Consider the following 26,142-nt stretch of genomic DNA (forward strand, 5'->3'; position numbering starts at 1 on the left):
TATAAATAAGAACTTTACTATACAACCCAATGCCATACTTTTAACTACTACCGATTTTCGTATGCTCCTCTATCGGTTGCATAACCGGACATACGAGGATTGCCTAGAAAATCGGTTGTCAAACTACTCCACTTTAAACCACTATTAATTGCCGGACTTGTTGATTTCAATCTAAAGTCACGAGCTGAGGCATTAACAAACTGTGGATCTGCAATCATATCGTTAGATCCTGTAATCTTGATCGTCGAATTACTAGGATAAACATTGTAGTTATAATTGACGTTGACATTTTTCATATTGCTATTCGCAGCATTACCAGGGGAAGGATACATAATGTTATTGAAAATTTTGACATCAGACGAATAACCCGCATAAATTTCGCCCTTTCCCTTTTTTCTAACTTCTGGACTTTGCTGATTAAAATATGCCGTATTGTTGATAATATCGATATGCTGACTATCATGAGAATGAATACCTGAACCGCCATTATTGTAGGTGAGATTGTTCGCAACTAAAACCCGCCCTCTATATCCTTTTGAAACATCAACAATAATGCCATTACCATCTGAGATCGTTCCGGAACCAATCCAAGGAACGTACATTCGATTGTTGTAGCTCCTGTTATTGGTTACAAATATCTTGTATCCCTGTTTGTTGTCAGAACTCCAATTATTAAGCATGGAAATGCCACTGCAACCATGAACTGTGTACCAAGCGTTATTGAAAACAGTGTTATTATCCACCTTCACATAATCAGCTTGGATTGCTGAGATACCTGCTCCTCCACAATCATGCACTTTGTTGTTCAGAATATTTATGTGATGAGAACGGCCTTTGTTTCCTCCTTCAATGCTTATGCAACTTCCGTTAGTAAGCGGATTTGATCTGTTATATTTCTGACTTAACGCATAATCACGGGTGATATTAGCATTGTTCCCTACAACCTCCAGCCCGTTAATCTCGATATATGAAGCTCCATTTGAAATCGAGATACCATTCCATGTATTGTGCTGAATTTTTGGATAATGCCCAGGATATGCTTTATATTTAATCCATGCATTTGCAGTTCCAGAACGTTTAATACCTAGTACAGAACCGTTGTTGGGCCCATTCTTGTATTGCCCGTTCATAATAAGTACTGTGTCGCCAGGATTAGTAAGGTTTGCTGCCCTTTGAAGTGTCCTAAAAGCCGATGAGGTAGAGAGTCCGCTATTTCTGTCGTTTCCGTTACCACTAACATAGTATGTTGTTGCAGTTGAAATACGACTGATCAGCTTGCGGTTAGGTAGTGGTATTTCCTGAACAGTGGATGGCCGAGGAACATCTTTAAATAAAGACTCTGTTATTCTCTGTCCTTGAACCAGACCTGTTAATGCCCAGGGAAGTACAAGAGATGCGCTCAAACTGAGAAAACCGAAACCATGAATCATCATAGGGAAAAAATAGGGTATGTTGCAAAAACTCAATCGTTAACGGTTAGTAACTCTAGCCTTAGTTAATAACCCAGTATTGGATACGGTCGTATCACTGCCACTTGTAAGTTTATACACGGTTTTATAAGTTTAAACCTGCGCATTTTTGCGTAAATATGGCTGAACCACCTTTTGAGCTTGTGTTCCAAAAAATTGCAAACATCTGATAAAATCACTGAATAAAAAATATCAGTATCCAGAGTTACCCTATTCATGAACACCAAGCAACCGTACAAATGGCGTCATTTCCAATTCGACATCATTCTACTGTGTATACGCGGTATCTGTGGTTAAAATAGTATATCTGTCATCAATTAGTTAATTTACTTAAATAATTCTTATGATAATAAGAATCACTAAATGACTAAAAAGCAGTTATTGACGAGTATTTACAGAATCTGCTTTCTAAAATATTCTCATTATCATAAGAAATCCGAGTACCTACAATAAAGATTTCAAAAGTCTATCAATGCACATTATGAAGTTACAGTGAGAGTTTTAAAGTTTACAGTATTTATCTATGGGTAATATTACTTAAAATTATTATAATGACGGATATATAAAAGTGGTCAGATAGCTTATATTGGCAAATCAGAAGAGAGCGGCTGTCAGAGTATTTATAGCAGACTTGTCGTAACAGTATGAAGCTGCTATGGAACACAATTTGCAAGAAGCGATGCCTTGTGGAACATCTGCTATGCTTAACTTGCTTTTGATTAAAGGATAGTGCAATTTTAGGGACGAAGACGGTTGGCCAACGCCCCCAATTTGCATCTATCTCTTAAACTAGAGTCCGAATAAGTTCAAAAGATTAAAGATAACACCTAAAGGCCCAGTTATGGTGTTGACGGTATCGCCAGTCTTAGCTGAACCAGATCGGTTAACTACTACAACGTCATTATTGCGGAGTATGGGATTAGTTTGCTCATTAATACCAGCGGAGAAATCCACTTTTACTATACGTTTAGTAACAGAACCATTAGGGTTGAGGCGAATCAAATCAACAGCACTACTACTAGCTCTAGCATCATTAAATCCGCCAGCAGCGAGTATAGCTTGATTTAAAGAGCTATTTGGTTGAACGTCTGTTAGACCTGGTTTTTTAACTTCGCCTACCACACCAACCTGAATCCGTGTAGGAGACAAAGTAGTGGTAGCTAATTGAGTCGCTTCTGCGGGGTTAATTTCAGTTGCCGTCGGAATAACAATTGTATCTCCGTCTTGGACAATGATGTCTTGATTGGCATCACCACTCTGTAATAGTTGCCAAAGATTAATATCTATAGATTGTTCTGAGCCAGTTCTTGTGGGTCGGCGTAGCTTGAGATTACGCACATCAGCTTGTGCTGTAATTCCACCAGCTAATTGAATTACCCGTGTCACATTTGGTAAACCAGTGGGACTGGCAGTGCCACTGTTAGGGGTTGCGCCCACTTGGCTATCTGTGTTACCTGGGGTGACAAGATACGAACCAGGACGGTTAACTTCACCAATAATTGTTACTGTGCGAGGTGTGGTTTGACTGGCAGCAAAGTTAGCTGCAAATATATTGCGGGATTCTGCAACGTTGAAGTTGGTTGCTGTTGGCACAACTATGGTGTCTCCATCCCGCAAGGTAATATCCTGTGATAATTTGCCTGTTTGAATGAGTTCCTTCAAATTGAGGGTGACAGCTTGCTCTGAAGAACGTCCTATTCTACGCCGTAATTGAACTTGAGTCACATCCGCTGCTAAAGTCACCCCCTGCGCTGTTGTTAATGCGGCTAATACAGTGGGGTATTGTACGCCTGGATTGTTCCCGGCACCTCCGCTCAAGCTTAGAGTGTAAGCTCCAGGACGTGTCACCTCTCCAGCAACGAAAATATTGATGGGACGAGGAGACAACAGATTGACTGAGATTAAGGGGCGTTTGAGGAAGCGAGCATATCTTCTAGCTATTTCGTCAGAAGCTTGTTCAGTTGTTAGCCCTAGTACCGACACACTGCCAATTAAAGGTAGGTTGATTGCTCCACCTGGGGGAATTTGGTATTCACCTGTATATTCAGGTACTTCAAATACATTTACACGGATGAGATCGCCGCCTCCTAATGAATAATTAGTATCTAATTGTGTTTGTGTGATTGGTGGTTGTGTAGTTGGTGGTAATGGTTGTCCCTGAGCTAAACTGGCAGATGACATAGCGGCATTGACAGCAGTTAACAAAGCCATACCTACAGCTGGCTGAATTAGGAATTTAGACAAACTTTTGTTAAGCATATTTACCTGAGACTCTGAAACTACGATCAATAAAGTACTGTCTAAACATTTTTATTTTGACTATACCTAAGTATTCAAGTTCCCCGACACTCTTATTTTCCTAGAAAAGTGTTATTTTCCGGAGGAAATTTGTTTATTGAACTTAAATTTTTAGTGAAGTTAGCTTAAAGTTAATGTTGCTTGAATAGAGCAATATCAAAAAATGTAGGATTTACGCAACTAAACCCAGTTTCTAAAGTAAATTGTCTCTTAGCCAACAATCAAGTAGTCACGAATAAAGTTTTCTTGTCAAAGTTAATTTGATGACATTTAAAATCTGTGATGAGTAGTAAGGGACTACTAAAGTTAGGAACAAGTTCATTAAATAAATACAAATAACCTTGAAAAAATGTCGGAATTTTATTTTTTGTGGATTGTGTTGGGCAAAGAGAACTCAATTTGTTCTTCAAGCCAGTCGACAATTTACTATTTGGCAACAAGACTAATTTAAGGGGTTGTTTTTTCCTTGGATCTGTTGAATAAAAAATTCTTCTAGGGATTGACGTGACAAGTTAATGGCGATAATTTTACCTTCCATAAGACGAAGACTGGCAAGAAAATCATAGTAATCATCTTGTAGTGTACCGTGCCAGGAACCATCAGGCTCAAATATGAGAGTGGGTATCCATTTTTTGAGAATTTCCCAGTCACCACCTTGACCTTTTACTTGATATGTGTTGCTTACGCCTAAGAGTTCATTGAGAGAACCAGAGCAAATTAGTTCACCTTGAGCGAGGATGGCAATGCGATCGCAAATCTGTTCTACTTCACTAAGAACGTGGCTGTTGAAAAAAATCGTCTTACCAGCAGCTTTGAGCGCCAGGATAATTTCTCGCATTTGGTAGCGCCCCACCGGATCGAGGCCAGACATCGGTTCATCCAGAAAAACTAAATCTGGCTCGTTAATTAGTGCCTGTGCCATCCCAACACGCTGTAGCATTCCTTTGGAATAGCGACGCAGCAGCTTTTTACGAGCGTCGGCTTGCGATAAACCCACTAATTCCAGCAGTTGGGGAATACGTTGGCGTTGGACACTTTGGGGAATTTGAAATAGCCCAGCAGCTAGCTGCAAAAATTCCCAGCCAGTGAGATAGTCATACAAATAGGAATTTTCTGGTAGATAGCCGATATGTTGCTTAACACTGCGATCGCCTATTGGTTTACCCAACAACGATCCTCGTCCAGAGGTGGGATGAATAATTCCCAGCAATAATTTTAAAAGGGTGGTTTTGCCAGCACCATTTGGCCCCAGCAAACCAAAGGTTTCGCCTTTGTAAACCGTTAAAGAACAGTTTTTGAGAGATACGACTTTTTGATTTAGCCAAAAACCAGTGCGATAGACTTTTCGCAACTCAGAAGTTAGGACTACTGGCGGAGTGTCTGTCGTATTAAGTTGAGAATTAGGGTCATCTGCAACAGACTTCATCTCGGTTAAATCACTATTTATCAGCTTGATATTAATTAAAAATTACCCGGTAGGCTGATAATAACCATCACCAAGCTGTGTGTCAATTATCCGAAATTGGGGACTGGGGAAGAAGCAAGGGAGCAGGGGAGCAGGGGAGGCAGGGGAGAGAGGAGAAGAGAAGTTGTAGTAAGTTTTCTCACCTCCCCACCTCTGCCTCTTTTCAATGCCCAATGCCCAATGCCCAATGCCCAATATCCAATATCCAATTTGACTCCTTTCATAGAACGCCCTTAGAACTGGGAATTAAGCCAGCACGACGGGGGTCAATTTCCACCGCTAGTCGTGTTGCTCTTGCAAAAGCTTTAAATGTCGCTTCAATGATGTGGTGGGAATTAATGCCATCCAGTTGCCGAATGTGCAGTGTCATCTGGCTATGGTTTACCAAAGCCACAAAAAATTCTCGCACCAGTTGGGTGTCATAGGTTCCTACCCGCTGAGTAGGAATTTGCAAGCCATAGCTGAGGTGAGGCCGTCCAGAAAAGTCTAGCGCTACCTGAACTAAGGCTTCATCCAGTGGTGCAAGAAAATTACCAAAGCGGACAATACCTTTTCTGTCGCCTAGTGCTTGGTTAAAAGCTTGCCCTAAAGTAATGCCTACATCTTCGTTGGTGTGATGATCGTCAATTTCCCAATCTCCCTTGGCTTGGACATCTATATCAATCAGCCCGTGGGAGGCAATTTGATGCAACATGTGATCCAAAAACGGAATACCTGTTGCTGCTGTGCAAGTTCCTCTACCATCCAGGTTGATGGTAACTTGCACATTAGTTTCACCAGTGGTGCGGTGAACAGTGGCAATCCGAGGGTTTTGGGTTAAGCGATCGTAGTTTGAATTAACTTGGCGATTGGTTGTTTGCATGGGGAGTGGCAAGAGTTAAAAGTTAGGAGTTATGAGTTGGGAATTAAGAACTATGAGTTATGAGTTATAAATTTTTAACTCTTAACTCTTAACTCCTAACTTTCTCACTCCTAACTTCTAACTTTATCGCGTCACATTCCCATAATTTCATATCCTGCATCTACATAGAGAATTTGTCCGGTAATGCCGCTGGACAAATCACTACATAAGAAAGCCGCAGCGTTGCCCACTTCTAACTGAGTGACGGTGCGTCGTAGGGGAGCTACTTCTTCTACATGATGAATCATATCCAAAATCCCACCCACTGCTGAAGATGCCAAAGTGCGTATGGGGCCTGCGGAGATGGCATTCACGCGAATATTTTGCGGCCCTAGTTCAGCAGCTAGGTAACGCACACTCATTTCTAACCCCGCCTTGGCAATTCCCATAACGTTGTAGTTGGGAATTGCCCTAACACCACCTAAATATGTCAGGGTGACGATGCTACCTCCCTCTGTCATCAAAGGTTTAGCTGCGCCACTTAACTGCACCAGCGAGTAGGTACTAATTTCTAAGGCGGTGTTGAAGCCAGAACGAGAGGTTTGGCTAAAATCTCCACTTAAATCGTCTTTGCTGGCAAAGGCCAAACAATGGATGAGGATATCTAGCTTTCCCCACTGTTCGCGGATTGTCTCAAAGGTAGATTTAATTTGGTCTTCATCTTGGACATTACAGGGAAGAAATAAGCTGGGGTTAAGAGGTTCTACTAACTCCGCGACTTTTTTCTCCATCTTGCCGCGTTCATCCGGCAGGTAGGTAATACCCAGGTTTGCTCCAGCTTTGTGCAGTTGTTGGGCGATGCCCCAAGCGATCGAGCGGTTATTGGCAATACCTGTAACAAGGGCATTTTTTCCAGTCAGATTTAGCATAGAAATTGTTAATGCGATCGATCATTAGGAGCATACTAGAATCTGATGCACGTTTTGTCTTTGTTTTATACAGGATTGACAAAAATGAATATTGTTAAGGGTGTTTGCCGTGACAAAAATCTTGATTTTTTATAAAGATATTCTCAAGATATCTTTATTTGTTCTTCAAAAAACCTTTTGAATATAGCTATTGGAACTACTTATCAACAATTAGTAGCTGAAAGGATCAACAATTATGTATCATTATAAACAAAGAGTTATGAAGAGATTAGTTTGAGTATAGGAAAGTACAGAAAGGTTGACGGTGCTTTATTCATTTTTCGGGTGTATTCTTAGGTAATCAGTTTTTGTTTTTCCGGCATTGGGTAGGGGAAGGGAGATGATCGTGACACAAGATAAAGCCCTAGCAAATGTTTTTCGTCAGATGGCGACCGGGGCGTTTCCGCCAGTTGTGGAAACGTTTGAACGCAATAAAACGATCTTTTTTCCTGGCGATCCTGCCGAACGAGTTTATTTTCTTTTGAAAGGTGCTGTTAAACTTTCCAGGGTGTACGAGGCAGGAGAGGAAATAACGGTAGCGTTGCTGCGGGAAAATAGTGTTTTTGGTGTATTGTCATTGCTGACAGGAAATAAGTCGGATCGCTTTTACCATGCGGTTGCATTTACTCCTGTGGAATTACTGTCGGCCCCAATTGAACAAGTGGAGCTAGCACTCAAGGAAAATCCAGAATTATCAATGTTAATGCTGCGAGGTCTGTCTTCGCGAATTCTACAAACGGAGATGATGATTGAAACTCTTGCCCACCGAGATATGGGTTCTAGGTTGGTGAGTTTTTTGTTAATTCTTTGTCGAGATTTTGGCGTTCCTTGTGCAGATGGGATCACTATTGATTTGAAATTATCTCATCAAGCGATCGCAGAGGCAATTGGTTCAACTCGTGTTACCGTTACTAGGCTACTAGGAGATTTGCGTGAGAAAAAGATGATTTCCATCCACAAAAAGAAGATTACTGTGCATAAACCTGTTACCTTAAGTAGACAGTTCACATAAAAACAATTGGAGAAAGGGGAATCGGCGCGTGTTCTATTTTGAAAAATGACACTAATAGCTAGAGGTAAATCTAAAATTGAATAATTTCAGCTATTGCCAATTTCCACTTCTCCACAGAGAATGCTTAAAAGTAGTAGGCTGTATCTGGAAGGATTTCGGTAGCTAAAGATGACCACCGGATACATCCTCATTGCAGCAATTTTGATTCTGGGAGGCGTAATTGCCACCGTGGGCGATCGCATCGGCACACGAGTTGGCAAAGCCCGCCTCTCACTTTTTAAGCTTCGTCCGAAAAACACCGCCGTACTAGTAACAATTTTTACTGGTGGTTTAATTTCAGCATCAACTTTAGGGATTTTATTCGCTGCCGACGAAGGTTTGCGCAAAGGAGTCTTTGAGTTAGAAGATATTCAAACAGACCTCAGACAGAAGCGGGAACAGCTAAAAACCGCAGAAACTCAGAAAAGTCAGGTAGAGAGCGAGCTAAACCAAGCAAGAATTGCCCAAGCAAAGGCACAACAAGACTTGCAGGCAATTAATCAATCCTTGCAGGCGGCAAATGCCAAACAGAGGGAAACGCAAGCCCAGCTGAACCGCACCATTAGTCAACAAGCCCAAACCCAAACTCAACTCCAACGCACTCAAGGTCAGCTAGATCGGGTTGTAACTCAATATCAAAAAGCCATAGCTGAATTGCAAAGCGTTTACGACCAGAGAAAGGAACTACAGGCGGCAGTTGAACTACTGAAGACAGAACGCCAAAGACTGTATGCAGAAGCGAAAAAAGCCATTGACGAAGCTAAAACAGCAATTGAAAAACGCGATCGCGAACTAGCTAACCGTCAAGAAGCCATAGAAGTGCGCGATCAAAAAATTGCCCAACTGGATCAACTAATTCAAAAACGTAATGTAGAAGTTGCAGCACGAGAGCAAGTGATTGCCAAACGGGAATCGCGCCTTAAAGAATTGGAAGCACAACAGGAGGAACTAGAACAGGAAGTTGCCAGACTGGAAAAATATTATCAGTCCTACCGCGACCTGCGTTTGGGTAAGCTGGCCTTAGTTCGCGGTCAAGTTCTGTCCGCTGCTGTAATTCGTGTTACTCAACCTGCTGCTGCTCGTCAGGCAGTGGTACAACTCTTACAAGAAGCTAATCGCAATGCCAACCTCGAATTAAGCGAGCCTGGTGCAAATCCGGCAAATGTAGAGCTACTGCGCGTAACTCAGGATAGGGTCGATCAATTAAGCAAGCAGATTGAAGATGGTAAAGAATACGTTGTGCGAATTTTCTCGGCTGGTAATTACGTCAGGGGAGAAAAGCAGATAGAATTCTTCGCGGATACAGCCCAGAATCAACTAGTTTTTTCGGGAGGCGCGGTGCTAGCCACCACTACTGCTGATTCCAAAACCATGACATCTTATCAGTTACAGCAGCGGCTAGAAATACTGATTTCTGCTTCCCAATTTCGTGCCCGTAATGCTGGAATTGTCGAAAATGTGCAAGTAGAGGGGACTTTTCTGCGCTTTGTCAGCCAATTAAGACAGTATAATCAACTCTTAGAGATCAAAGCGATCGCAGCAGAGGACACTTATACAGCCGGGCCATTGAGAGTAAAATTGGTGGCAATAGTTAACGGAAAAATTATTTTTAGTACTTAAAAAATTATTTGCACGCTGTTATTAGTAAGATTTAAACATATTGAACAGCAGTCAAAATAGTTGCTGTAGCTGCATTTTTTATTTAGCAGACACTACGCGTAGCAAGATCCCTGTAAGGGTACATTTGTAATTTTTTATTTTTAATTTATTATGAATTTCCGTGAATTTTCACCAACGCAACCAGTCATCTTAGGGTTTGATCCAGGTCGAGATAAGTGTGGTTTAGCGGTGATGGGACTGGATCGGCAACTGTATTATCATCAAGTCGTGTTAGCAAAAGAGGCGATCGCTAGCATTGAGACACTGCGCCAAAGGTTTCCGATCTCTTTGATGGTCATGGGCGACCAAACTACAGCCAAACAGTGGAGACAGAAATTATATCAAGAATTGACAGAACCGCTGAGTATTATTTTAGTGGATGAGCGCTACACAACCTTAGAAGCACGCGATCGCTATTGGCAAATGTTCCCGCCCAAAGGGCTAATCAAGCTATTGCCACAGGGTCTACGACAGCCTCCAAGACCCATAGATGACATTGTTGCCATCCTCTTAATCGAAAGATACCTAAATCGCCTCACGGAATCAACACTAAGCAGTCAGGAGTGAGGAATTAGATCGTTAACTCCTAACTCCTAACTCCTAACTCCTAACTTTTAAAGTTCCGCCCGAATCGTAAAAGCATAGTCTCCTCCAGGCTCTAGCTGATAATCTTGTTGCTCCAAGAATCGACCAAGGGGTTCTTTGATTAAGGCGCGGCCTTGGGAAGGCTTGACGGCAAGTTCTCCCCGGCGAAAATGCCACTGAAAATGCCACTCAAACTCACCCGCATTCACTTCGCCTTCTAGGAAGCCGTGTTGCCAGGATTGACGGGTAATTCTGACATGGGCAATGGTTTCTGGCAGACGTTTTGCACTCACAATGCTTTATGTCAAGTGTGGAATAACAGCCGATGATGTAGGCTACTTATTTTATTTACCAAACATATCTTAATTAGACAAACTGACAAAGTGGGTATTTCTAGTTAACTAGGTTGTGTTTATGAGTAAGATGACTTTAGCATCCTGAAGTTGTGCCACCGATAGCGTAAGCAAGCTACGCGTAGCGTCTCCAAGAGTTGCGTTAGCGAGTTTTATTTCGAGGCTCGTAGTTTGTCATAAAGATTGGAAAATAAATCAAACGAGAAATGCTAATTTTTTCGTTGCTTCTAGCGATCGCATTTCAACTACTGGTACATTTCAGGAATCGTTCTCTAGCTTAAATACCCGAATTAGCAGTGTCTAACATTCTTATCATAATTGTGTCGCTGAAAGTCTTTGTTGGGAACCCACAGTATATTTATGCCGCAAGATAGCTGTTTTTTGAATCTATATGTACTCCAAATGTTGGGCAAAAGTACCTGAAGTATACAATAAATTCAAAACTACAGATAAAAAGGTTTTGTGAATTACGCATAGACGCTTGTACAATCGGGCAATGCTATAAGAACAACTATGTCGAACAGTAACGCCTAGAAAAACAGAGAGAATGTCTGGTGGAGTCTTCATAAGAAAGTAAACGAGCGGCTTTTTGTAAGTTAGTAGTACTAAGTGCATTTTCATAAATAACTTTATATATTTTGGTATTTTATTTTGGTTTTGCTACCTAAATAATTTGTCAATAATGATTTAGATATAACTATTAGTTGTTACTATCTTCGTGATGTTCAATTCCCTAACTCAAGTAAGATGCGCGCTCACTCTTCAAATCGATATTATATTTATTAAAGGTAATTTTCAGTTTACGTAATGAGGTAAGTAATGGCAATTCAATTAAAAGTTCCAGATATTAAAGGTGATGAGTGCGCCAAGAAAATAACTAAATCTATTCTGACTATGGAATCTGATGCCAAAGTAGATGTAAACGTTGATGCTAAAACTGTAACTGTAGATGCTGCGGCTTCTGAAGAGTCAATTAAACAGATGGTTCAATCTGCTGGTTATACTATAGAGGGCTATTAATTATTTTCTCTAAATTTATTAGAAAATTTAGAGAAAATAAATTAGCCAACAGAATTACTTAATGATATTTACGTCCGTTTTCAGGGCGTAAATATTAACAAGTAATCTACTCGATTGTAACTATTCCTCCTCTACTAAGATGGCAAACGGATCTAAATATTAGCAAGCGTGAATAAGAATTAAATTCTCCAAAACTGCAATCAAACATGACTTGAATAAAATTAAATAATAAATCTTAGATTAGTAGTCATTATTAGGTAGAAGTTAGAGGCAACGACGGTTGTCTGTCAAATAATGTGGTATTCTCACACCTATCAGAAAGAAGAATTACACTCACGTATCCTCAAGTCTAAGTACTAGGGAGGATTTATGATGAATAACTAACTGATAGATAATTGGAGCAGAAAGCTATAGCTAAAAGCATGGAAACCAAACAACTAGGAAAAACTGGTATCTTTGTAAGTGCGATTGGTTTGGGTGGTATGCCCATGTCAATTGCTAATCGTCCTCCTGAATCGGAATCCATCCAAGTTATTCATCGTGCCTTGGATTTGGGTATTACATTTATTGACACTGCCGATTCTTACTGTAAAGATGAGTCAGATAAGCACCACAATGAGCAGCTAATTCACAAGGCACTTAGTAGTTACAAAGGCGATGTTAGCCAAGTAATTGTAGCAACGAAGGGCGGGTTGATGCGCCCCAATGGCAACTGGACAAGCAACGGCAACCCAGAACATTTACGCCAAACAATTCGCGACAGTTTTGAGGCATTGGGTGGTGCTAAACCCATCGATGTTTGGCAATATCATTCTCCCGATACTAATTACACCATTGAAGAATCCCTTGCGCCAGTTAAAGAAGCAGTAGAGGCTGGTTTAATTCGGTTTATAGGAGTTTCTAACTTTTCCGTTGAACAAATTAAGCGGGCGCGGGATGTGGTGGATATTGTCTCGGTGCAGAATCAATACAGCCCTTGGCAACGACAGCCAGAAAATGATGGCGTATTAAAATATTGCGAACAGCAAGGATTGACCTTTTTACCTTGGAGTCCCTTTGGTGGTAGGCGTCGCCATCAGGATTTGCAGGATATTTCTGCGATCGCTAAGTTAGCTAAAGAAAAAGGCGTGTCGGTGTATAATATCGTTCTAGCGTGGTTGCGTTCCAAATCGCCCGCTATTTTGCCTATTCCTGGTGCTAGCAAGGTTTCCAGCATTGAAGACTCAACACGTGCTATCAACGTGAAACTATCTGACGAAGAAGTGCAAAAAATCGATCGGGCAACTTAATTATTCGGCGTTGCTAATTCAATGTATGAATCTGGGTGTAAAGACGTTGCCATGTAACATTTTTACAAAGATTTTGAAATCATGCCAAATCATTTTCATACCTGAATTCAGCAACGCCAATTATTCTACTGGCTAACGTAGATGTGGTAGAACTTGTCTATAAAAAAAGACATGATATTAGAAACACACCGCTTACTAATGCGTGACTTTGTAGAGACAGACTGGCAGACGGTTCTTGCCTATCAATCCGATCCTTTGTATTTGCGTTATAACTACTGGACACAACGCACACAGAACGATGTTTGCGAGTTTATCCAGATGTTTATCGATCAGCAAAAAGAGCAACCTCGGACTAAGTTTCAGTTAGCTATTATCCTTAAGAAAGAAAATCAGCTTATTGGCAATTGTGGTATCCGTGTAAATGACCCAGAAATGCGGGAAGCAAACATCGGCTATGAACTAAATACTCAATATTGGGGACAAGGTTATGCAACAGAAGCAGCAGAGGCAATTTTAAAGTTTGGCTTTGAAGAATTGGGAATGCATCGTATCTGGTCTTGGTGTGTTTCAGAGAATATTGCTTCTGTAAAGGTATTAGAAAAAATTCGTATGCGTCGTGAAGGTCATCTGCGGGAAAAAGAGTTAATCAAAGGCAGATGGTACGACAACTTTCTTTACGCCATCCTTGATCGCGAATGGAAAGCAAAGTAATACTGCTTCTATGAGCTACCTCAGAGACAATATCATAAATTACTGAGAAATTGAGGATAAGACAAGTTCAGAGGGTCGCACAAATGACCAATACTATCCTCAATTTCCAAACAGCTTTTGCTCAAAATTTAAATTTCTCTGAAAATCAGTTGGAAAAAATATTTTCACTACCTTTAACTGAAATTCTCAATTTACCTGAATTGCAACAAGAATTAAACAGCTTAGATACCAATTTACTTAAAAAAACCTTGCCCACAGTAGGAGGGGTTTTAGCTAAGGAATTACCACCTTTTTATAACTGGCTAAAAAATGAGTTGGGAGTCAAGCGGGTTCCTGATAGTCCCAATCACACAACAACATGGATAATTGGTTTTCTCCATAATCAAGAAAGTTTAACTCATTTAGTTGAGTTACACCGTCCAGTACCTCGTCTAGCTTTAGAAGCTTCTATTCCCCGCTTGATAGGGATATTTGAAGGTGTCGAAGATGCGCAAGTTCGGCAGGAATGGCAAAAAGCGATCGCAGCTCTATGTCTAGTTTTAGTTGTTGCTGCACGCGAACAAGATAGAGCATCTGTAGCAGTCTGAATTGCTGTCCCCCGCGTGTAGTGGCGCACAGATGTACGCCACTACTAATCTATATCTCCAGATGCGATCGCATCTAATTTCTCAACATCAAGGATCGTAATCGTCCCACCCCGACGATAAGCAATTACTGACTTGAGACTTTTAATTAATCGCACGCATTCTTCGTAAGTAATACCGCTACTTCTAGCCATCCGATAATAAGATAATTTGACTTTTAAACATTCGCCTTGTGGACTAGATTCAGTTCCAGATTCAGCAGCAAAATATTGAATCAATCTCGCAAGGCGAACAATCGCTCTTTCAGAAACTAATCCGTGGACTGTTTCATGTAATTGCTGAATCCGACTGTTAAAAACCATTAGCATTCGTAAGGCGATTTCAGGGTTTTCGCCAATAGCTGTTAATAAAGCATCTCGCTCTACAGTGAGGATTTCACAATCAGATTCAGCAGTGACAGTTGCCGGAGAAATTCCATTTCCCAACAAAGCAGGAGCCGCAAAAATTTCCCCAGCAGCTAAGGCACGGAGAATTGTTTCTTTCCCCGTTGTTGCTGTTTTGGTAACTTGAATTAATCCACTGACAACAGCGTAGAGTTTTGCTGGTAAGCGATCGCCTTCATGGAGAATAATCTCTCCTTTGCGATAGCCTTGCACCTGAGTGTAAGGTTGCAAACCGATCTTCTCTGCCGTTTTTAAACCTGCAAACACAATAATTTGCGAAAGTTGTTCCAGGGACGCTTGCATGATTAGCCTGATATTGCAAAGGCTGGACGATGATGAATCCAAGGATTAGCCGCTTCTAATTGTGCTGCTAGGCTGATGATTGTGGCTTCAGCGGCAGGTTTACCAATTAGCTGCACACTGATGGGTAAACCCTTACTATCAAAGCCGACAGGAATTGCGATCGCAGGTTGTCCAGTTGCATTTGCAGGCGGACAAGGGGCAACCCACTCAATAATATTTTGGAATGTCTCTTCTGGACTTAGCGAAGCCCATTCCCCAACGCGGATGGGTGAATGTAGATAAACTGGCAATACCAGCACATCCACGGTATCGAAAAACGCCACAATTTGCCGTGCCACTACCTGCATTTGGGAAACTGCTTGCAGGTATTCTCCAACGGAACCTGTACGTGCAAATAGCCAGCGATTCAATGGCTGCAAGGCTTCAGCAGGAAGTCCTGATGCGGCTACCCCAGCTTGCCAGACGATTTGAAATGGTTCAACTAAAGCACTGAAATCTGGGGATTTTTGTTCAACGTGGTGTCCGAGTTTTTCTAATAACTGGACTGTTTGGTGGACACCTTGCTGACAGTTGGCGTCAGCTTCTCCCAAAGGAGAAATACTAGTGTCAAAGGCAATTCGCAAAGCACCAAGTTTTGTCCCAGTTGCAGCGAGAAATGATGGTTCGGGATCTGGCAACCAGTAAGGATCGCCTGTTATATAACCAGATATGGCATCCAAAAGGGCAGCAGCATCAGCGACAGTCCGGGCGATTGGCCCGTTGACGGCAATTCCAGCGAGGCGTTCGCCTACGGGTGCTTTACTTACCCTGCCCCTGGATGGTTTGAGTCCCACCAAACCACAACAAGCCGCAGGCCCCCGAATCGAACCACCGCCATCAGAACCTTGAGCGATCGCACACAATCCCGCTGCTACCGCCGCCGCCGCGCCACCACTGGAACCGCCAGGGGTGTATTCTAAATTCCACGGATTTCGTGCTGGGGGAAAACCCGCAGGTTCACTGTAGGGAAAAGAACCTAATTCGGAAGTGGCTGTTTTACCAAGAATAGTAAATCCAGCTTGCTTAATTCTCGTTACAACACCATCATCATAGTTAGGGATATTGTTCAGTAATGCCGGATTTCCATAAGTACAGGTAACACCTGCTACAGCATTGAGGTCTTTAATGGAAATCGGCACGCCAAAAAATGGCGGTAGTTCTGAGGTAGTTGTTAATAATTCTGTTTTGGCTTTGGCATCTGCGATCGCTAATTCTGCCGTCACTGTAAAATAACTTCCTAATTGGGGATTTAATTGCCCAATTCGTTCTAAATATACTTCTACCAACTCTAGCGGTGATATTTCCCGGCGACGAATTAATTGCGCCAACTCTAGTGCTGGGGTAAATGCTAAATCAACTTCATTCATAGGTTAGTGAATGGGTAATTTTGTCTTTCTCTGGGATTTTTAAACTGAAATTGTTACTTTAGCAGGATTTCCGGGAATTATACATTTTATAGCTCCTAAGATTTGTGACTTGTTTAGGATGCTCAGATGTATAGGCGTGGTTGTATTCTTACTCAAGCCATTTTAATTGTTCCGCATAAACTTTCGACAAATCCCTAAGGGGTATTTATGGCTAACCTAGAAATACTTGTTAGTGAATTGCCAACACTAATTCAGAGTTTAAAACTGACTATTGGCGATTCTAATCAAATCATGGAACAAATTATCTTAATTAATAATGCTCAAGAACAGCTACGAAATATTAAAAAATTAATCGCTCAAGAATTGAGATTTGATCGGATCAATAATTCTGCGATCGCTACACTTCCTCGATTGAACGCAGCAGCTACTTTATTTATACCTAATTTGGGATTAGTCGATCCAGCGATCGCAGAAAAGTTTGGAAACTCAGAAACTAAAATTTCATTGATTGATTTAGAATCAAAAATTGATGATTGGATTGAATGGGGTTATTTTTTGCAAGCGATCGCCGCTGATATTCTTAGTGATGTTCAATTAGTAAATCAACTAAATTCTGATATTCTTAATTTAAGTATATCGAATGAATTTCAAATATTGAATGACAGCTTACAAATTGACTTAGCCTTGGCTAAATCTAATATTTTAAGACATCAAATTGAAAAAATTAGCGATTCTCAAAAACAACTATTACAGTTACAGCAAAAATTAAATTATATTTTTGATACTATTAAAAATAGTCGCAGTTTATTAAATATTTTATTAGGTGTCTCAGCTTTTTATGGAAAATCTAGTTTCGCTTTAGAGTGGTTAGATGATGACCACGAATTAATTATATCGAGTGAGGGAAAATTTCAAGAATTGACAAATATTCTCAATGATTGTGATTATTTCCAAGAGGAAATTGCTGCTTTAATTATTAAGGCTAATACTTTAACTCAACAGGGAGAAGAAGCCCTAAAAAAGATTGAACAGGAAAGTAGTAGAGAAGCAATTAATAGCCAGGAAGTAGGAATATTAACAAAGTTTTCAACACCAAAAATAGTACGTTCAGCTTTGATTATCGCCTCAAGTTTATTAATCTTAACTTTTTTTAGTTTGAAAATTCGAGAACAAAGTCTAAGTTTAACTCAAGAAGGAAGTGCGTTTGTCGCAGACGATGGCGGAGCTATCGCCAACTTTAAATCTGCTCAAAAACTCGGTATGGAAGCTGCTTCTCTAGTTCAAAAGCCACCGCATCCTCTAAAAGTCTGGCAACAAGCAGAAAATAAATGGTATCAGGCAATAATTTTATTAGATAAAATTCCTGCTAAAACATCAGTGTATGACCGGGCAAAGAAGAAATTAGCTTACTATCAAATTAACTATAAATCTATCAGCCAAAGAGTGCTAATTGAAAAGAAAGCTGTAGGAAACTTAGAATCAGCCCACAATCTAGCAACAGAAGCTAATTTATTTGTCCAAAATTCACCTCATTCACAACTAAGTCGAAAGCAAGCACATGATAAATGGCAGCAAGCAATTAATTTATTAGAAGCTATTCCAGAGAGTACGTCTGTGTCTATACAGGCTAAAGAGATGCTTTCTATTTATAAAACTAATTATGCGGCAACTAATCAGCAGTCCTAAATCATTTGTGAAAGAGTATTTTTATGGATAATTTATTGCATCATTGCTTTCTTTACTATAGCAATCTATATATTGAGAATTAATCCACCCCTCCCTTCCGACAATTCTGTTGTTTGGGCTATTAGTAACACGCACGTTAACCCAAGGTGTTGGGCGACTTTGAAGTGATACAATATCGGGCTTGAGTAATGTGATATTGTTGCCATTGTCTAAACCTGCTGTTGGCTTTCCGCCAGCTGTAGCACGTAAAGCTAATTGCCCCGATTGCAACCCAGTTACTTCACAGAGTGCAGGCTTAACCTGAGCGACATTGCCGCTACATTTTAAGCTGTTACTACGTATCCAACCTTCTAAGCCTTTTTCTTTAGGATTATCTGCATCGATAACGCTAACGTAAATCCAGTTTTCAATACCTTTAGCTAGTATTTGTAACTTTGCATCTTCATATAAATTAATTGCGCCTCCATCTTCAAATTCTCCTTGCGGTTTTCTGAGGTATAAAAAAAGTGCTTCATCATATCCTAGTTTCTTGGCTTGACAAGTCACTTGTCTGTTAGCACTTTTAGGAGTTACAGCGCTTGCTATTGGTAACAAATTCAGAGTAAAAACCCACAGATAAAATACAGCACAATAAATTTGAGGTATGGGTTCAAAAAAACTTGCCATCTTTGAGTAAATATAAGTGTTGTTTTCTAGCTTATCCGTTATAAATTTCATCGTCCAGCATAATTTTACCTAACTTCATTAGGCAAAGAAGATAGGATTTGAATCTGCGTCGGTATTAATATTTTCTGTGCTTACCTCTGCAAACCTAAACTACAAAAAAGCGTTCGCGTAGCGTCTCTTAGAGAAGCGCCTATGCGTTAAAAAAGTAAAGAGGTAAATCGTCCTTTTTCAACGCTTTACCTCTCTCAACAACAGATAATTACAACTGACAATTACACCTTAGAACGGTCAGTCAAAATCTCATAACCAGTCTCCGTTACCAAAACTGTATGCTCAAACTGAGCAGATAAAGAATTATCCATAGTGACTGCTGTCCAACGGTCAGATAATGTCCGCGTGTGTCTAGAACCTGCGTTTAAAATTGGTTCAATTGCTAGCGTCATCCCCGCCCGGAGTTTAACATTTGGCATCTCACGAGTACGATAGTTGAATACTGAAGGTTCTTCATGCAGGTTACGACCGACACCGTGTCCAGTAAATTCTTCGACTATACTAAAGCCGTTAGATTTTACATGATCTTCAATTGCTCCAGCTAAGTCAAGGAGGTATACACCAGCCTTTACTTGCTCAATGCCTTTATATAAAGCTTCTTCTGCTACACGAATTAATTTAGCAGCTTCTTGCGTCACTTCACCGACAGCAATTGAAATGCAAGAATCACCATGAAAACCTTGGTAATAAGCGCCTGTATCTACTTTTAATACATCCCCAACGCGAATCACTTTTTTGGGGCTAGGAATGCCATGTACTGCTTCATTATTAATGCTGGAGCAAATAGAACCTGGAAAACCGTGATATCCTTTAAAACTTGGGGTTGCACCCATTTCGCGGATACGTTTTTCTGCATAAGCATCCAAATCAGCCGTGGTCATTCCTGGCTTTACAAGCTCGGCAATTTCTTTTAAGACAGTTGCGACAATTGCCGATGATTGCCGCATAATTTCAATTTCACGCGGCGATTTAATTTCAATTCCTCGGCGCTGTTTTTTCGCTGGTGCTGGTTGAGTAGCTTGAGAAAGTAAGTTACTGAAAATGTTCATGGGAAATTAATAATTACTGGTGGCTTTGACGCTGAAGTATGAGTGCTTTCTCTAGATTAATTGAGAAATAATATCTATAATTTAACACTATGGGAGTTAGTACAGTTTGGTCTAAAATTGTGATGAATTGAGGGTTGAAATTTAAACGCAGAGGGGCGCAAAGTTAAGCGCAAAGGTACGCAGAGAATTTAATCGCCTTAATGAAATGTTGTATTTAGCTCAATTATTTTTAATTTTTGATGGCAATCTCTCCAGTCATACCTGCTTCTGTATGTCCCGGTATTGTACAACGTAAACCATAAGTACCAGATTTCAGGGGGACAAATACCCATTCGGCTTCAGCACCGGGCTTGAGTTCTAGTTCGTGAATGGCTCCTTTGATTTCTACTTTGCCTGCTTCAACTTTTTGTGTCCAGATGCCATCGGCAAAATCTTTAGCGGTAAAATAGTGCTTCAGTTGGCTGGGATTATTAAGCCGTAATTGATAGCGTTTACCAACCTCAAATTCCAAATGATTTGGCTCAAACTTGAGTTCGTTAGCCGCATTACCCAAGCTAACTGTAATTTCTGTAGCTGGTTGCTTGAGCAAATCACCAGACAAATTTGCCGCCATTGCTGGAGTAGCAGCGATGAAATTTAGAGCGAGGAGTAACGTTAATATCACGTAGTTACGCCGTAATATTTGTACCCAAGCAGGAATTGTGAAACTAAGGGATTTAATTACAATTTCGTAAAAACAGTTATAAATTTTCATCACTAATTCTCAAAAGGCAATGCTGATGAGCAGGAAGAATGAATAGGTAGCCGAGAAAAACACTTTACCTATTCTTTATATTATCAATGCCCAGTGCCTTATCTCTACCTAATACTTTTCTCTGCTAACACAGATGGCCCAGCAGTAACGACTACGATTTGATCTGGGTGGAGTAACTCGCGAGCCGCTTGATTCACTTCGGCAAGGGTGACTTTCTGGATTTTATCAGTGAAGGAGTGCAATTCTACTTTATCTAGTCCATACACCTCATTCATCAAAATTCTATCTGTTAATTCCTCTGGGTTTGCCAGTGAAACGTTGTAGTTGCTGATGAGGGTGCGTTTAGCTGTCTCTACTTCCAGCGCCGTGACGCCTTGTTGATGGATTTGCTGTAGCATTTGGCGGGTACTAGCGATCGCTTTACTGCTATCTTCAGGACTAGTCTGCATCTCAATCAAAAATGTCCCTACATTCTTCCCAGCTTGGAAGGAGCTATAAATTCCATAGCTTAAACCTTGGCGATCGCGCACTTCTGCACCTAGTCTACTAGATAAGGTATCGCCTCCCAATATCTGGTTCAATACTAAAGCTGCATGAAACCGAGGATCGTAACGGTTAATGCCTGTGTAACCCATATAAGTTACAGCTTGGGCTTTATCTGGTAAAACTGGGTTAACACTCACCATTTTCTGCGGCATTGCCACCGGGGGATATTTTAATGTGGGTGCTTTTCCGCTAACTTCCCAGTCTCCAAACTTATTTTTAATCAGCGATCGCACTTTGTCTAGATCGAAATCTCCCACCAGTGCTAGCACTGTTGTATCTGGACGATAATGTTTAGTTTTGAAATCAATCACATCCTGGCGCTGAATCTGCTGTAAACTTTCCTCTGTCGGGAAGGTATGTAAGGGATGTTTTTTCGGATAAATTGACTGAACAAATACTCTTCTGGCTACTTCTGATGGCTCATCTAATTCCTGTTGCAAATCAGTTAAAGTTTGTTGGCGATGCAGTTCTAACTCTTTGCTGGGAAAGCTACTATTTTTAACAACATCTGCCAATATCTCCAGGAGTATCGGCAAATCATCTGCTAAACTATCACCTTCGATATGTACACCTTCGCGGTAGGTTTGAAAGTCTAGACTTGCGCCTCGTTCTCCTAAAACTTTAGCAATAGTTAAAACATCCTTGCTCTTAGTACCATTTAGCAAATTATCTGCCACAAAAGCAGCCAATCCAGCTTTATTCTCTGGATCGAATTCTGTCCCAGCTTGAATATAACCGCTCAAGGTAACGGTGGGAGTACTGCGATCGGGTAACAGTAATAACCGCAATCCGTTAGTCAATTTAAATTCCTGGGGTAAGACTTGGGCAATCGCATCTGTAGCCAAATCCACGGGTGGTAAATATTTTATTACCTCAGAAAAAAGCACAGGTGCGCCAGGAGAGAAATTTTCTGTAGTTTGGGCTGAGTGTGGTTTGTCAGCAACTTCTGTTATCCGCTTCTGGGTTGGTTCAAAAAAGCCTACTGTCCGCGCTTCTTTTGTCAAGTATTTGTTAATGACAGCAACAACATCCGTTGGCTTCACCAGACGAACAGCTGCCAAATAGCGATCTGTGTAGCGATAATCACCAACAGTTGTCTCATCAGTGCCCAATCGCATTGCTTGAGAGGTGATATCACGGTTACTCAAAATTACATCTGCTGTTAATTGAGTTTTGGCTCGTTCAACTTCCTCAGATGTCACACCTTTTTCTGCTACATTAGCGATCGCACTACTCAACATTGAGTCAATTTTTTTCAAATCTTGTTTAGCTCCAGCCGTCACCAACACCTCATACCAGCCAGATTCTCGCAAACTGGTGACGGATGCTGTAACTTCACTAGCTAAACCTGATTCCACCAATGCCTGATAAAGTCTAGAATTCCGTCCCTCTGTCAAGATGTAATCCATCACATCTAGCGCCGGGACATCCGGTTGATTTGCATCCGGTAGCGGATACACAACTTGTAACAGCCGCCCTGCTCCTGGTTCTCGCAAGACGATGGGAGTGCTGAGTGATGAGTGCTGAGTGCTGAATGAAGGAGATGAGGGAGAAATAACTCCTGCCCTCTGTCCCCTGTCCCCTGCCTCCTGCCCCCTGCCTCCTGCCTCCTGCCTCGGTACTTTACCAAACACCTCTTTAATTGTTTCGAGAGTATTTGCAGTTTGAAAATCTCCAACAATCACTAAGACGGCATTATCGGGACTGTAAAAATTGCGGTAATATTTTTCTACCTGCTCAACTTCAAACTTCTCGACATCTGCCTTGGTGCCACCTACAGGCAACCCGTAAGCATGATTGGGAAACACCGCTTGCATGACAGCGCGGTTGAGGCGATATTCTGGACTGTTTTCGTAACCTTGCAACTCGGAAATTACTACCCGCTTTTCACTGGCTAATTGCTCCGGCTCAATCTGGGAATTTCGCATTCTGTCTGCTTCCAGCACCAACAGCGCTTTCAGCTTGTTTCGTTCCACAGTACCGTAATATGCAGTTTGATCGTAGCTGGTGAAAGCATTGGAATCACTACCTAAAGCACTAAACAAACGTCCAAATTGAATTGGACGGTTTAGAGTACCTTTAAACATCATGTGTTCCAATTGGTGGGCAATGCCATTCACACCTGGTTCTTCGTTACGCGAGCCAACCTTGTACCACACCTGCACCGTCACCACTGGCGCAGTATGCACTTCCTTTGTCAAGACAGTTAGACCATTCTCCAGCACTGTCTTGCGGACATTTTCTGTCAGTGTTGAGGGCATTATTCTTTTTGCTAGCAAGGTTGACTGATATTTTTCTTTGTTAGATGTAACAGGATGTTGGCTATGAGCAGGTCGATCGCTCAACAAAAAAACAGCTACTAGCCATAAACTTAAAAGTAATAACGGTAAGGGATATTTATAAAATTTAGAATAAAATTTGGCAAATCCGTACATGTATTTAGCAGATTTATCTGTAAATTAAGTTACATAATTGTTTTTGTGAGTGACTACACTTTAATCTGGCAAAAAAATCTGTGACTTCAGTAACAATACAGAAAAACAATATATTAGCAACAAAGGTAATAAAAAAGCTAAATTATGGGAGTTTTGCTAAAATCCGAATGAATTCCAGAGGTAAGCCATCAGTATCGGCGATGAAAGCCACTTCGTAAATGCGATCGCCTATTTGCTGTTGTGTCGGTTCTAAAAGCACCTTCAACGGTTCTAATCCTTCGGTTTGACTCTCAACAACTAGCAATACACGTTCTTGCAAATTTGTCAACCAGCTAGGTAAATCTGGTGTCATCTCAGTTAAATCGAACGAGAGATGATAATACCCTACATAATGCTCATCAGCAAAAGCATCTGGGGCTGGTTTTGGTTCGGGAATTTGGATCAGTTCAATTCTGCCACCCAATCCTTCCATCCAGCAAGCTAAAGTGTAGCCTGTGGTAAAGCGCTCTGAGATTGTAAACCCTAAAAGTTCGTAGAAAGCGATCGCTCGATGAATATTCGCAGTCCGAATAGAAGCGTGGTGCATAACAAAAGTTAGGAGTTGTAAGTTATGAGTTCTAAATTGAATTTAACTCCTAACTCCTCACTCCTAACTCCTAACTTTACTCAAACAACCTGAAATAAGGGTAGCGTACAGGGACACCAGGCTCTTTTTCCAAGTCAAAATTAATCACTTCCCAACAGTCATCTTCTGAAGTCTCAGGGCTAAACTCCACGGGTAAACCGTACAAACGCGCAGCAGTAGCTTCTGGTTGTCCAGCACGCCAAGGCGTGCTGCGTTCTAAATAGCCACTCATCAATTCCTGATAGCGTCGAGCAATAATCACTCGTGTTGCTCGAAAACCTTGGGTATAGAGCTTATCTAATGCTTCGTGAATTTCAAAGCGAATACCATCAGGATGAGTATGTTGTCTATACCATTCATTATTCCACCTCCGCCAATGACGCCCCGATTGCAAATGGATTAACTCTCCATTTTTAGGATTAGCTTCAAACGCGCCATGACGCGGACACAAATAGGTATCTGTGAGTGTCAACGCCGGAATAGTCTGGCGACAATGGGGACACTGTATTTCCGGCCCAAACATCGGGTACTGCAAACCTGGATTCATCATGAAGTGCGTACAAACATAATTTTGTCTTCACCAGCACTAGTGGGTTGGATTATACACTTCGGCTCAACCACTTTGAGTTACTTGCTCACTGCTGCATAGACACGGTGTTGCGGCAGGAACATTGTTCACTAGTGTTTTCCTCAGCGTAGAGGCTTGACGCTGTGATATCCTGGTTGTGCAACCAGCCTCAAAGGTTGGAGTTTCTCCAGTGTTCCTGGGTATCATATTTATATTCTATCGTGTCTACCGCTTCTTACTGGACATCTCCTGATTTTTCTCAAGCTGCCTTCATTGCGGGCAATGCTGTTGTAATGGGTTCGGTAAATATAGCAACAGGAGTGAGCATTTGGTATGGAGCAGTAGTGAGAGGAGATGTAGAACAAATTGAAATTGGCGAATGCACAAATATTCAGGATGGTGCAATTCTACATGGTGATGCTGGTTTTCCAACAATATTAGAAGATCATGTTACCGTAGGGCATCGCGCTGTAGTACATTCTGCTTACATTGAGCGTGGAAGTTTGATTGGCATTGGCGCAGTGATTTTAGATGGGGTACGAGTGGGCGCTGGTAGCATTATTGGTGCTGGCGCAGTGGTAACTAAAAATGTACCGCCTTTGTCTTTAGTTGTCGGTATTCCAGGTAAAGTGTTACGGCAAGTAACAGATGTTGAAGCCGCAGAACTGATTGAACACGCTGAACGTTACCACAAGTTAGCTTTAGTTCATGCTGGTAAAGGTACTGATATCGGCTTTAAGAAGTCTTAGAGAGTAAGGGATACAGTCGGGGAGCAAGGAGCAAGGGGGCAAAGGGGGGAGAATAAAAATTACCTCTTTCCCCTCTCCCTCTTGTGCCCAATAACTAATGCCCAATGCCCCATAAATTAAACATTCTTTACATTTTTATTTGGAAAAATTGCCCACTTCAGCTAAAAATAAAAATGAGAGCTGTTGACAAAACTTTAATTTCTACTTAAGAGAGGGGTTCTAGATATGGATATCGATTTTCGTATAGCGATCGTTTTAGCACCAGTTGCTATTGCAGCTAGCTGGGCAGTGTTTAATATTGGCGCTGCGGCTTTAAGACAAATTCAAGGCTTTTTGGATCGGGAAGCCTAATTTAGGCTTAATATCATCACTCTTCAATCGGCTGTTTCTGTTTACGGAGACAGTCGGTTTCATTCATATCGATTAATGGCATTGGGAATTGGGCACAGGAGGCAGAGAGGCAGGGAGCAGGGAGCAGAGGGAAAATACTGCAACTTCTCCCCTGCTCCCACATCTCCCCTGCTCCCACATCTCCCCTGCTCCCACATCTCCCCTGCTCCCACATCTC

The 26,142-nt window shown here is 41.3% G+C and carries 25 protein-coding genes; 10 read left to right on the plus strand and 15 right to left on the minus strand.

Annotation, left to right across the window (positions count from 1 at the left end; genetic code table 11):
• Positions 1–47 precede the first annotated feature (47 nt).
• The 5 genes from ACM0OX_RS16775 to fabI all read right to left on the minus strand — a co-directional run bounded on the left by ACM0OX_RS16775 (position 48) and on the right by fabI (position 7,002).
• Positions 48–1,433 carry a choice-of-anchor Q domain-containing protein gene (locus ACM0OX_RS16775; protein WP_414516249.1) on the minus strand — a complete coding sequence of 462 codons (1,386 nt, stop codon included), beginning with the start codon at positions 1,431–1,433 and terminating at the stop codon, positions 48–50.
• A gap of 825 nt (positions 1,434–2,258) precedes the next feature.
• Positions 2,259–3,728, minus strand: a complete 1,470-nt coding sequence (locus ACM0OX_RS16780; protein ID WP_414516250.1) for an SLBB domain-containing protein — start codon at positions 3,726–3,728, stop codon at positions 2,259–2,261.
• A gap of 481 nt (positions 3,729–4,209) precedes the next feature.
• Positions 4,210–5,193, minus strand: coding sequence for an ABC transporter ATP-binding protein (locus ACM0OX_RS16785; protein ID WP_414516251.1), 984 nt, complete (start codon positions 5,191–5,193; stop codon positions 4,210–4,212).
• Between the two features lie 259 nt (positions 5,194–5,452).
• A complete protein-coding gene (gene hisB, locus ACM0OX_RS16790; RefSeq protein ID WP_414516252.1) occupies positions 5,453–6,094 on the minus strand; it encodes an imidazoleglycerol-phosphate dehydratase HisB in 642 nt (213 codons plus the stop codon).
• 131 nt (positions 6,095–6,225) lie between these two features.
• Positions 6,226–7,002 (minus strand): enoyl-ACP reductase FabI, encoded by a 777-nt coding sequence (gene fabI / locus ACM0OX_RS16795; RefSeq protein WP_322671731.1) that lies wholly within the window; start codon positions 7,000–7,002, stop codon positions 6,226–6,228.
• A 379-nt stretch (positions 7,003–7,381) separates the two neighbouring features.
• Here fabI and ntcA point away from each other — a divergent pair, with 379 nt between their 5' ends.
• The 3 genes from ntcA to ACM0OX_RS16810 all read left to right on the plus strand — a co-directional run bounded on the left by ntcA (position 7,382) and on the right by ACM0OX_RS16810 (position 10,318).
• Positions 7,382–8,053, plus strand: a complete 672-nt coding sequence (ntcA, locus tag ACM0OX_RS16800; protein ID WP_094347373.1) for a global nitrogen regulator NtcA — start codon at positions 7,382–7,384, stop codon at positions 8,051–8,053.
• Positions 8,054–8,221: 168 nt separating this feature from the next.
• The gene (locus ACM0OX_RS16805; RefSeq protein WP_414516253.1) at positions 8,222–9,712 is read left to right on the plus strand and encodes a DUF3084 domain-containing protein; all 1,491 of its coding nucleotides are present in this window, start codon (positions 8,222–8,224) and stop codon (positions 9,710–9,712) included.
• Positions 9,713–9,862: 150 nt separating this feature from the next.
• A complete protein-coding gene (locus ACM0OX_RS16810) occupies positions 9,863–10,318 on the plus strand; it encodes a pre-16S rRNA-processing nuclease YqgF (protein WP_414516254.1) in 456 nt (151 codons plus the stop codon).
• 47 nt (positions 10,319–10,365) lie between these two features.
• Here ACM0OX_RS16810 and ACM0OX_RS16815 read toward each other — a convergent pair whose 3' ends face one another.
• Positions 10,366–10,629, minus strand: a complete 264-nt coding sequence (locus ACM0OX_RS16815; protein ID WP_118171445.1) for a DUF3146 family protein — start codon at positions 10,627–10,629, stop codon at positions 10,366–10,368.
• A gap of 879 nt (positions 10,630–11,508) precedes the next feature.
• Between ACM0OX_RS16815 and ACM0OX_RS16820 the strand changes: the two genes are divergently transcribed.
• The 4 genes from ACM0OX_RS16820 (at position 11,509) to ACM0OX_RS16835 (ending at position 14,296) form a co-directional block, all read left to right on the plus strand.
• A complete protein-coding gene (locus ACM0OX_RS16820; RefSeq protein ID WP_414516255.1) occupies positions 11,509–11,709 on the plus strand; it encodes a heavy-metal-associated domain-containing protein in 201 nt (66 codons plus the stop codon).
• A gap of 422 nt (positions 11,710–12,131) precedes the next feature.
• Positions 12,132–12,998 (plus strand): aldo/keto reductase, encoded by an 867-nt coding sequence (locus tag ACM0OX_RS16825; protein WP_414516256.1) that lies wholly within the window; start codon positions 12,132–12,134, stop codon positions 12,996–12,998.
• Positions 12,999–13,169: 171 nt separating this feature from the next.
• Complete coding sequence (locus ACM0OX_RS16830; protein ID WP_414516257.1) at positions 13,170–13,709, plus strand: GNAT family N-acetyltransferase; 540 nt, start codon at positions 13,170–13,172, stop codon at positions 13,707–13,709.
• 83 nt (positions 13,710–13,792) lie between these two features.
• Positions 13,793–14,296 (plus strand): hypothetical protein, encoded by a 504-nt coding sequence (locus ACM0OX_RS16835; RefSeq protein ID WP_414516258.1) that lies wholly within the window; start codon positions 13,793–13,795, stop codon positions 14,294–14,296.
• 44 nt (positions 14,297–14,340) lie between these two features.
• Here ACM0OX_RS16835 and ACM0OX_RS16840 read toward each other — a convergent pair whose 3' ends face one another.
• Positions 14,341–15,039, minus strand: a complete 699-nt coding sequence (locus ACM0OX_RS16840) for a Crp/Fnr family transcriptional regulator (protein ID WP_414516259.1) — start codon at positions 15,037–15,039, stop codon at positions 14,341–14,343.
• A gap of 2 nt (positions 15,040–15,041) precedes the next feature.
• A complete protein-coding gene (locus ACM0OX_RS16845) occupies positions 15,042–16,445 on the minus strand; it encodes an amidase (RefSeq protein ID WP_414516260.1) in 1,404 nt (467 codons plus the stop codon).
• Positions 16,446–16,652: 207 nt separating this feature from the next.
• Between ACM0OX_RS16845 and ACM0OX_RS16850 the strand changes: the two genes are divergently transcribed.
• Complete coding sequence (locus ACM0OX_RS16850) at positions 16,653–18,131, plus strand: hypothetical protein (protein WP_414516261.1); 1,479 nt, start codon at positions 16,653–16,655, stop codon at positions 18,129–18,131.
• A 21-nt stretch (positions 18,132–18,152) separates the two neighbouring features.
• Here the strand turns inward: ACM0OX_RS16850 and ACM0OX_RS16855 are convergent, their stop codons facing one another.
• The 6 genes from ACM0OX_RS16855 to ACM0OX_RS16880 all read right to left on the minus strand — a co-directional run bounded on the left by ACM0OX_RS16855 (position 18,153) and on the right by ACM0OX_RS16880 (position 24,807).
• On the minus strand, positions 18,153–18,797 hold the full coding sequence (locus ACM0OX_RS16855) for a hypothetical protein (protein ID WP_414516262.1): 645 nt from the start codon (positions 18,795–18,797) through the stop codon (positions 18,153–18,155).
• Positions 18,798–19,069: 272 nt separating this feature from the next.
• The gene (gene map / locus ACM0OX_RS16860) at positions 19,070–19,897 is read right to left on the minus strand and encodes a type I methionyl aminopeptidase (RefSeq protein ID WP_414516263.1); all 828 of its coding nucleotides are present in this window, start codon (positions 19,895–19,897) and stop codon (positions 19,070–19,072) included.
• Between the two features lie 229 nt (positions 19,898–20,126).
• Complete coding sequence (locus ACM0OX_RS16865) at positions 20,127–20,651, minus strand: plastocyanin/azurin family copper-binding protein (protein WP_414516264.1); 525 nt, start codon at positions 20,649–20,651, stop codon at positions 20,127–20,129.
• A 104-nt stretch (positions 20,652–20,755) separates the two neighbouring features.
• Complete coding sequence (locus tag ACM0OX_RS16870) at positions 20,756–23,632, minus strand: M16 family metallopeptidase (RefSeq protein ID WP_414516265.1); 2,877 nt, start codon at positions 23,630–23,632, stop codon at positions 20,756–20,758.
• A 142-nt stretch (positions 23,633–23,774) separates the two neighbouring features.
• Positions 23,775–24,218: a VOC family protein gene (locus tag ACM0OX_RS16875; RefSeq protein ID WP_414516266.1), complete on the minus strand. Its 444-nt coding sequence runs from the start codon at positions 24,216–24,218 to the stop codon at positions 23,775–23,777.
• A gap of 76 nt (positions 24,219–24,294) precedes the next feature.
• The gene (locus ACM0OX_RS16880) at positions 24,295–24,807 is read right to left on the minus strand and encodes a TIGR02652 family protein (RefSeq protein ID WP_414516267.1); all 513 of its coding nucleotides are present in this window, start codon (positions 24,805–24,807) and stop codon (positions 24,295–24,297) included.
• Between the two features lie 239 nt (positions 24,808–25,046).
• Between ACM0OX_RS16880 and ACM0OX_RS16885 the strand changes: the two genes are divergently transcribed.
• Both ACM0OX_RS16885 and ACM0OX_RS16890 read left to right on the plus strand, forming a co-directional pair.
• On the plus strand, positions 25,047–25,574 hold the full coding sequence (locus tag ACM0OX_RS16885; protein WP_414516268.1) for a gamma carbonic anhydrase family protein: 528 nt from the start codon (positions 25,047–25,049) through the stop codon (positions 25,572–25,574).
• Between the two features lie 225 nt (positions 25,575–25,799).
• On the plus strand, positions 25,800–25,925 hold the full coding sequence (locus tag ACM0OX_RS16890) for a photosystem II protein Y (protein WP_292747505.1): 126 nt from the start codon (positions 25,800–25,802) through the stop codon (positions 25,923–25,925).
• Positions 25,926–25,941: 16 nt separating this feature from the next.
• Here the strand turns inward: ACM0OX_RS16890 and ACM0OX_RS16895 are convergent.
• A partial coding sequence (locus tag ACM0OX_RS16895) for a hypothetical protein (RefSeq protein WP_414516269.1) occupies positions 25,942–26,142 on the minus strand: 201 nt, incomplete at its 5' end.

Source organism: Nostoc sp. PCC 9305, assembly GCF_963920915.1.
GTDB lineage: Bacteria > Cyanobacteriota > Cyanobacteriia > Cyanobacteriales > Nostocaceae > Nostoc.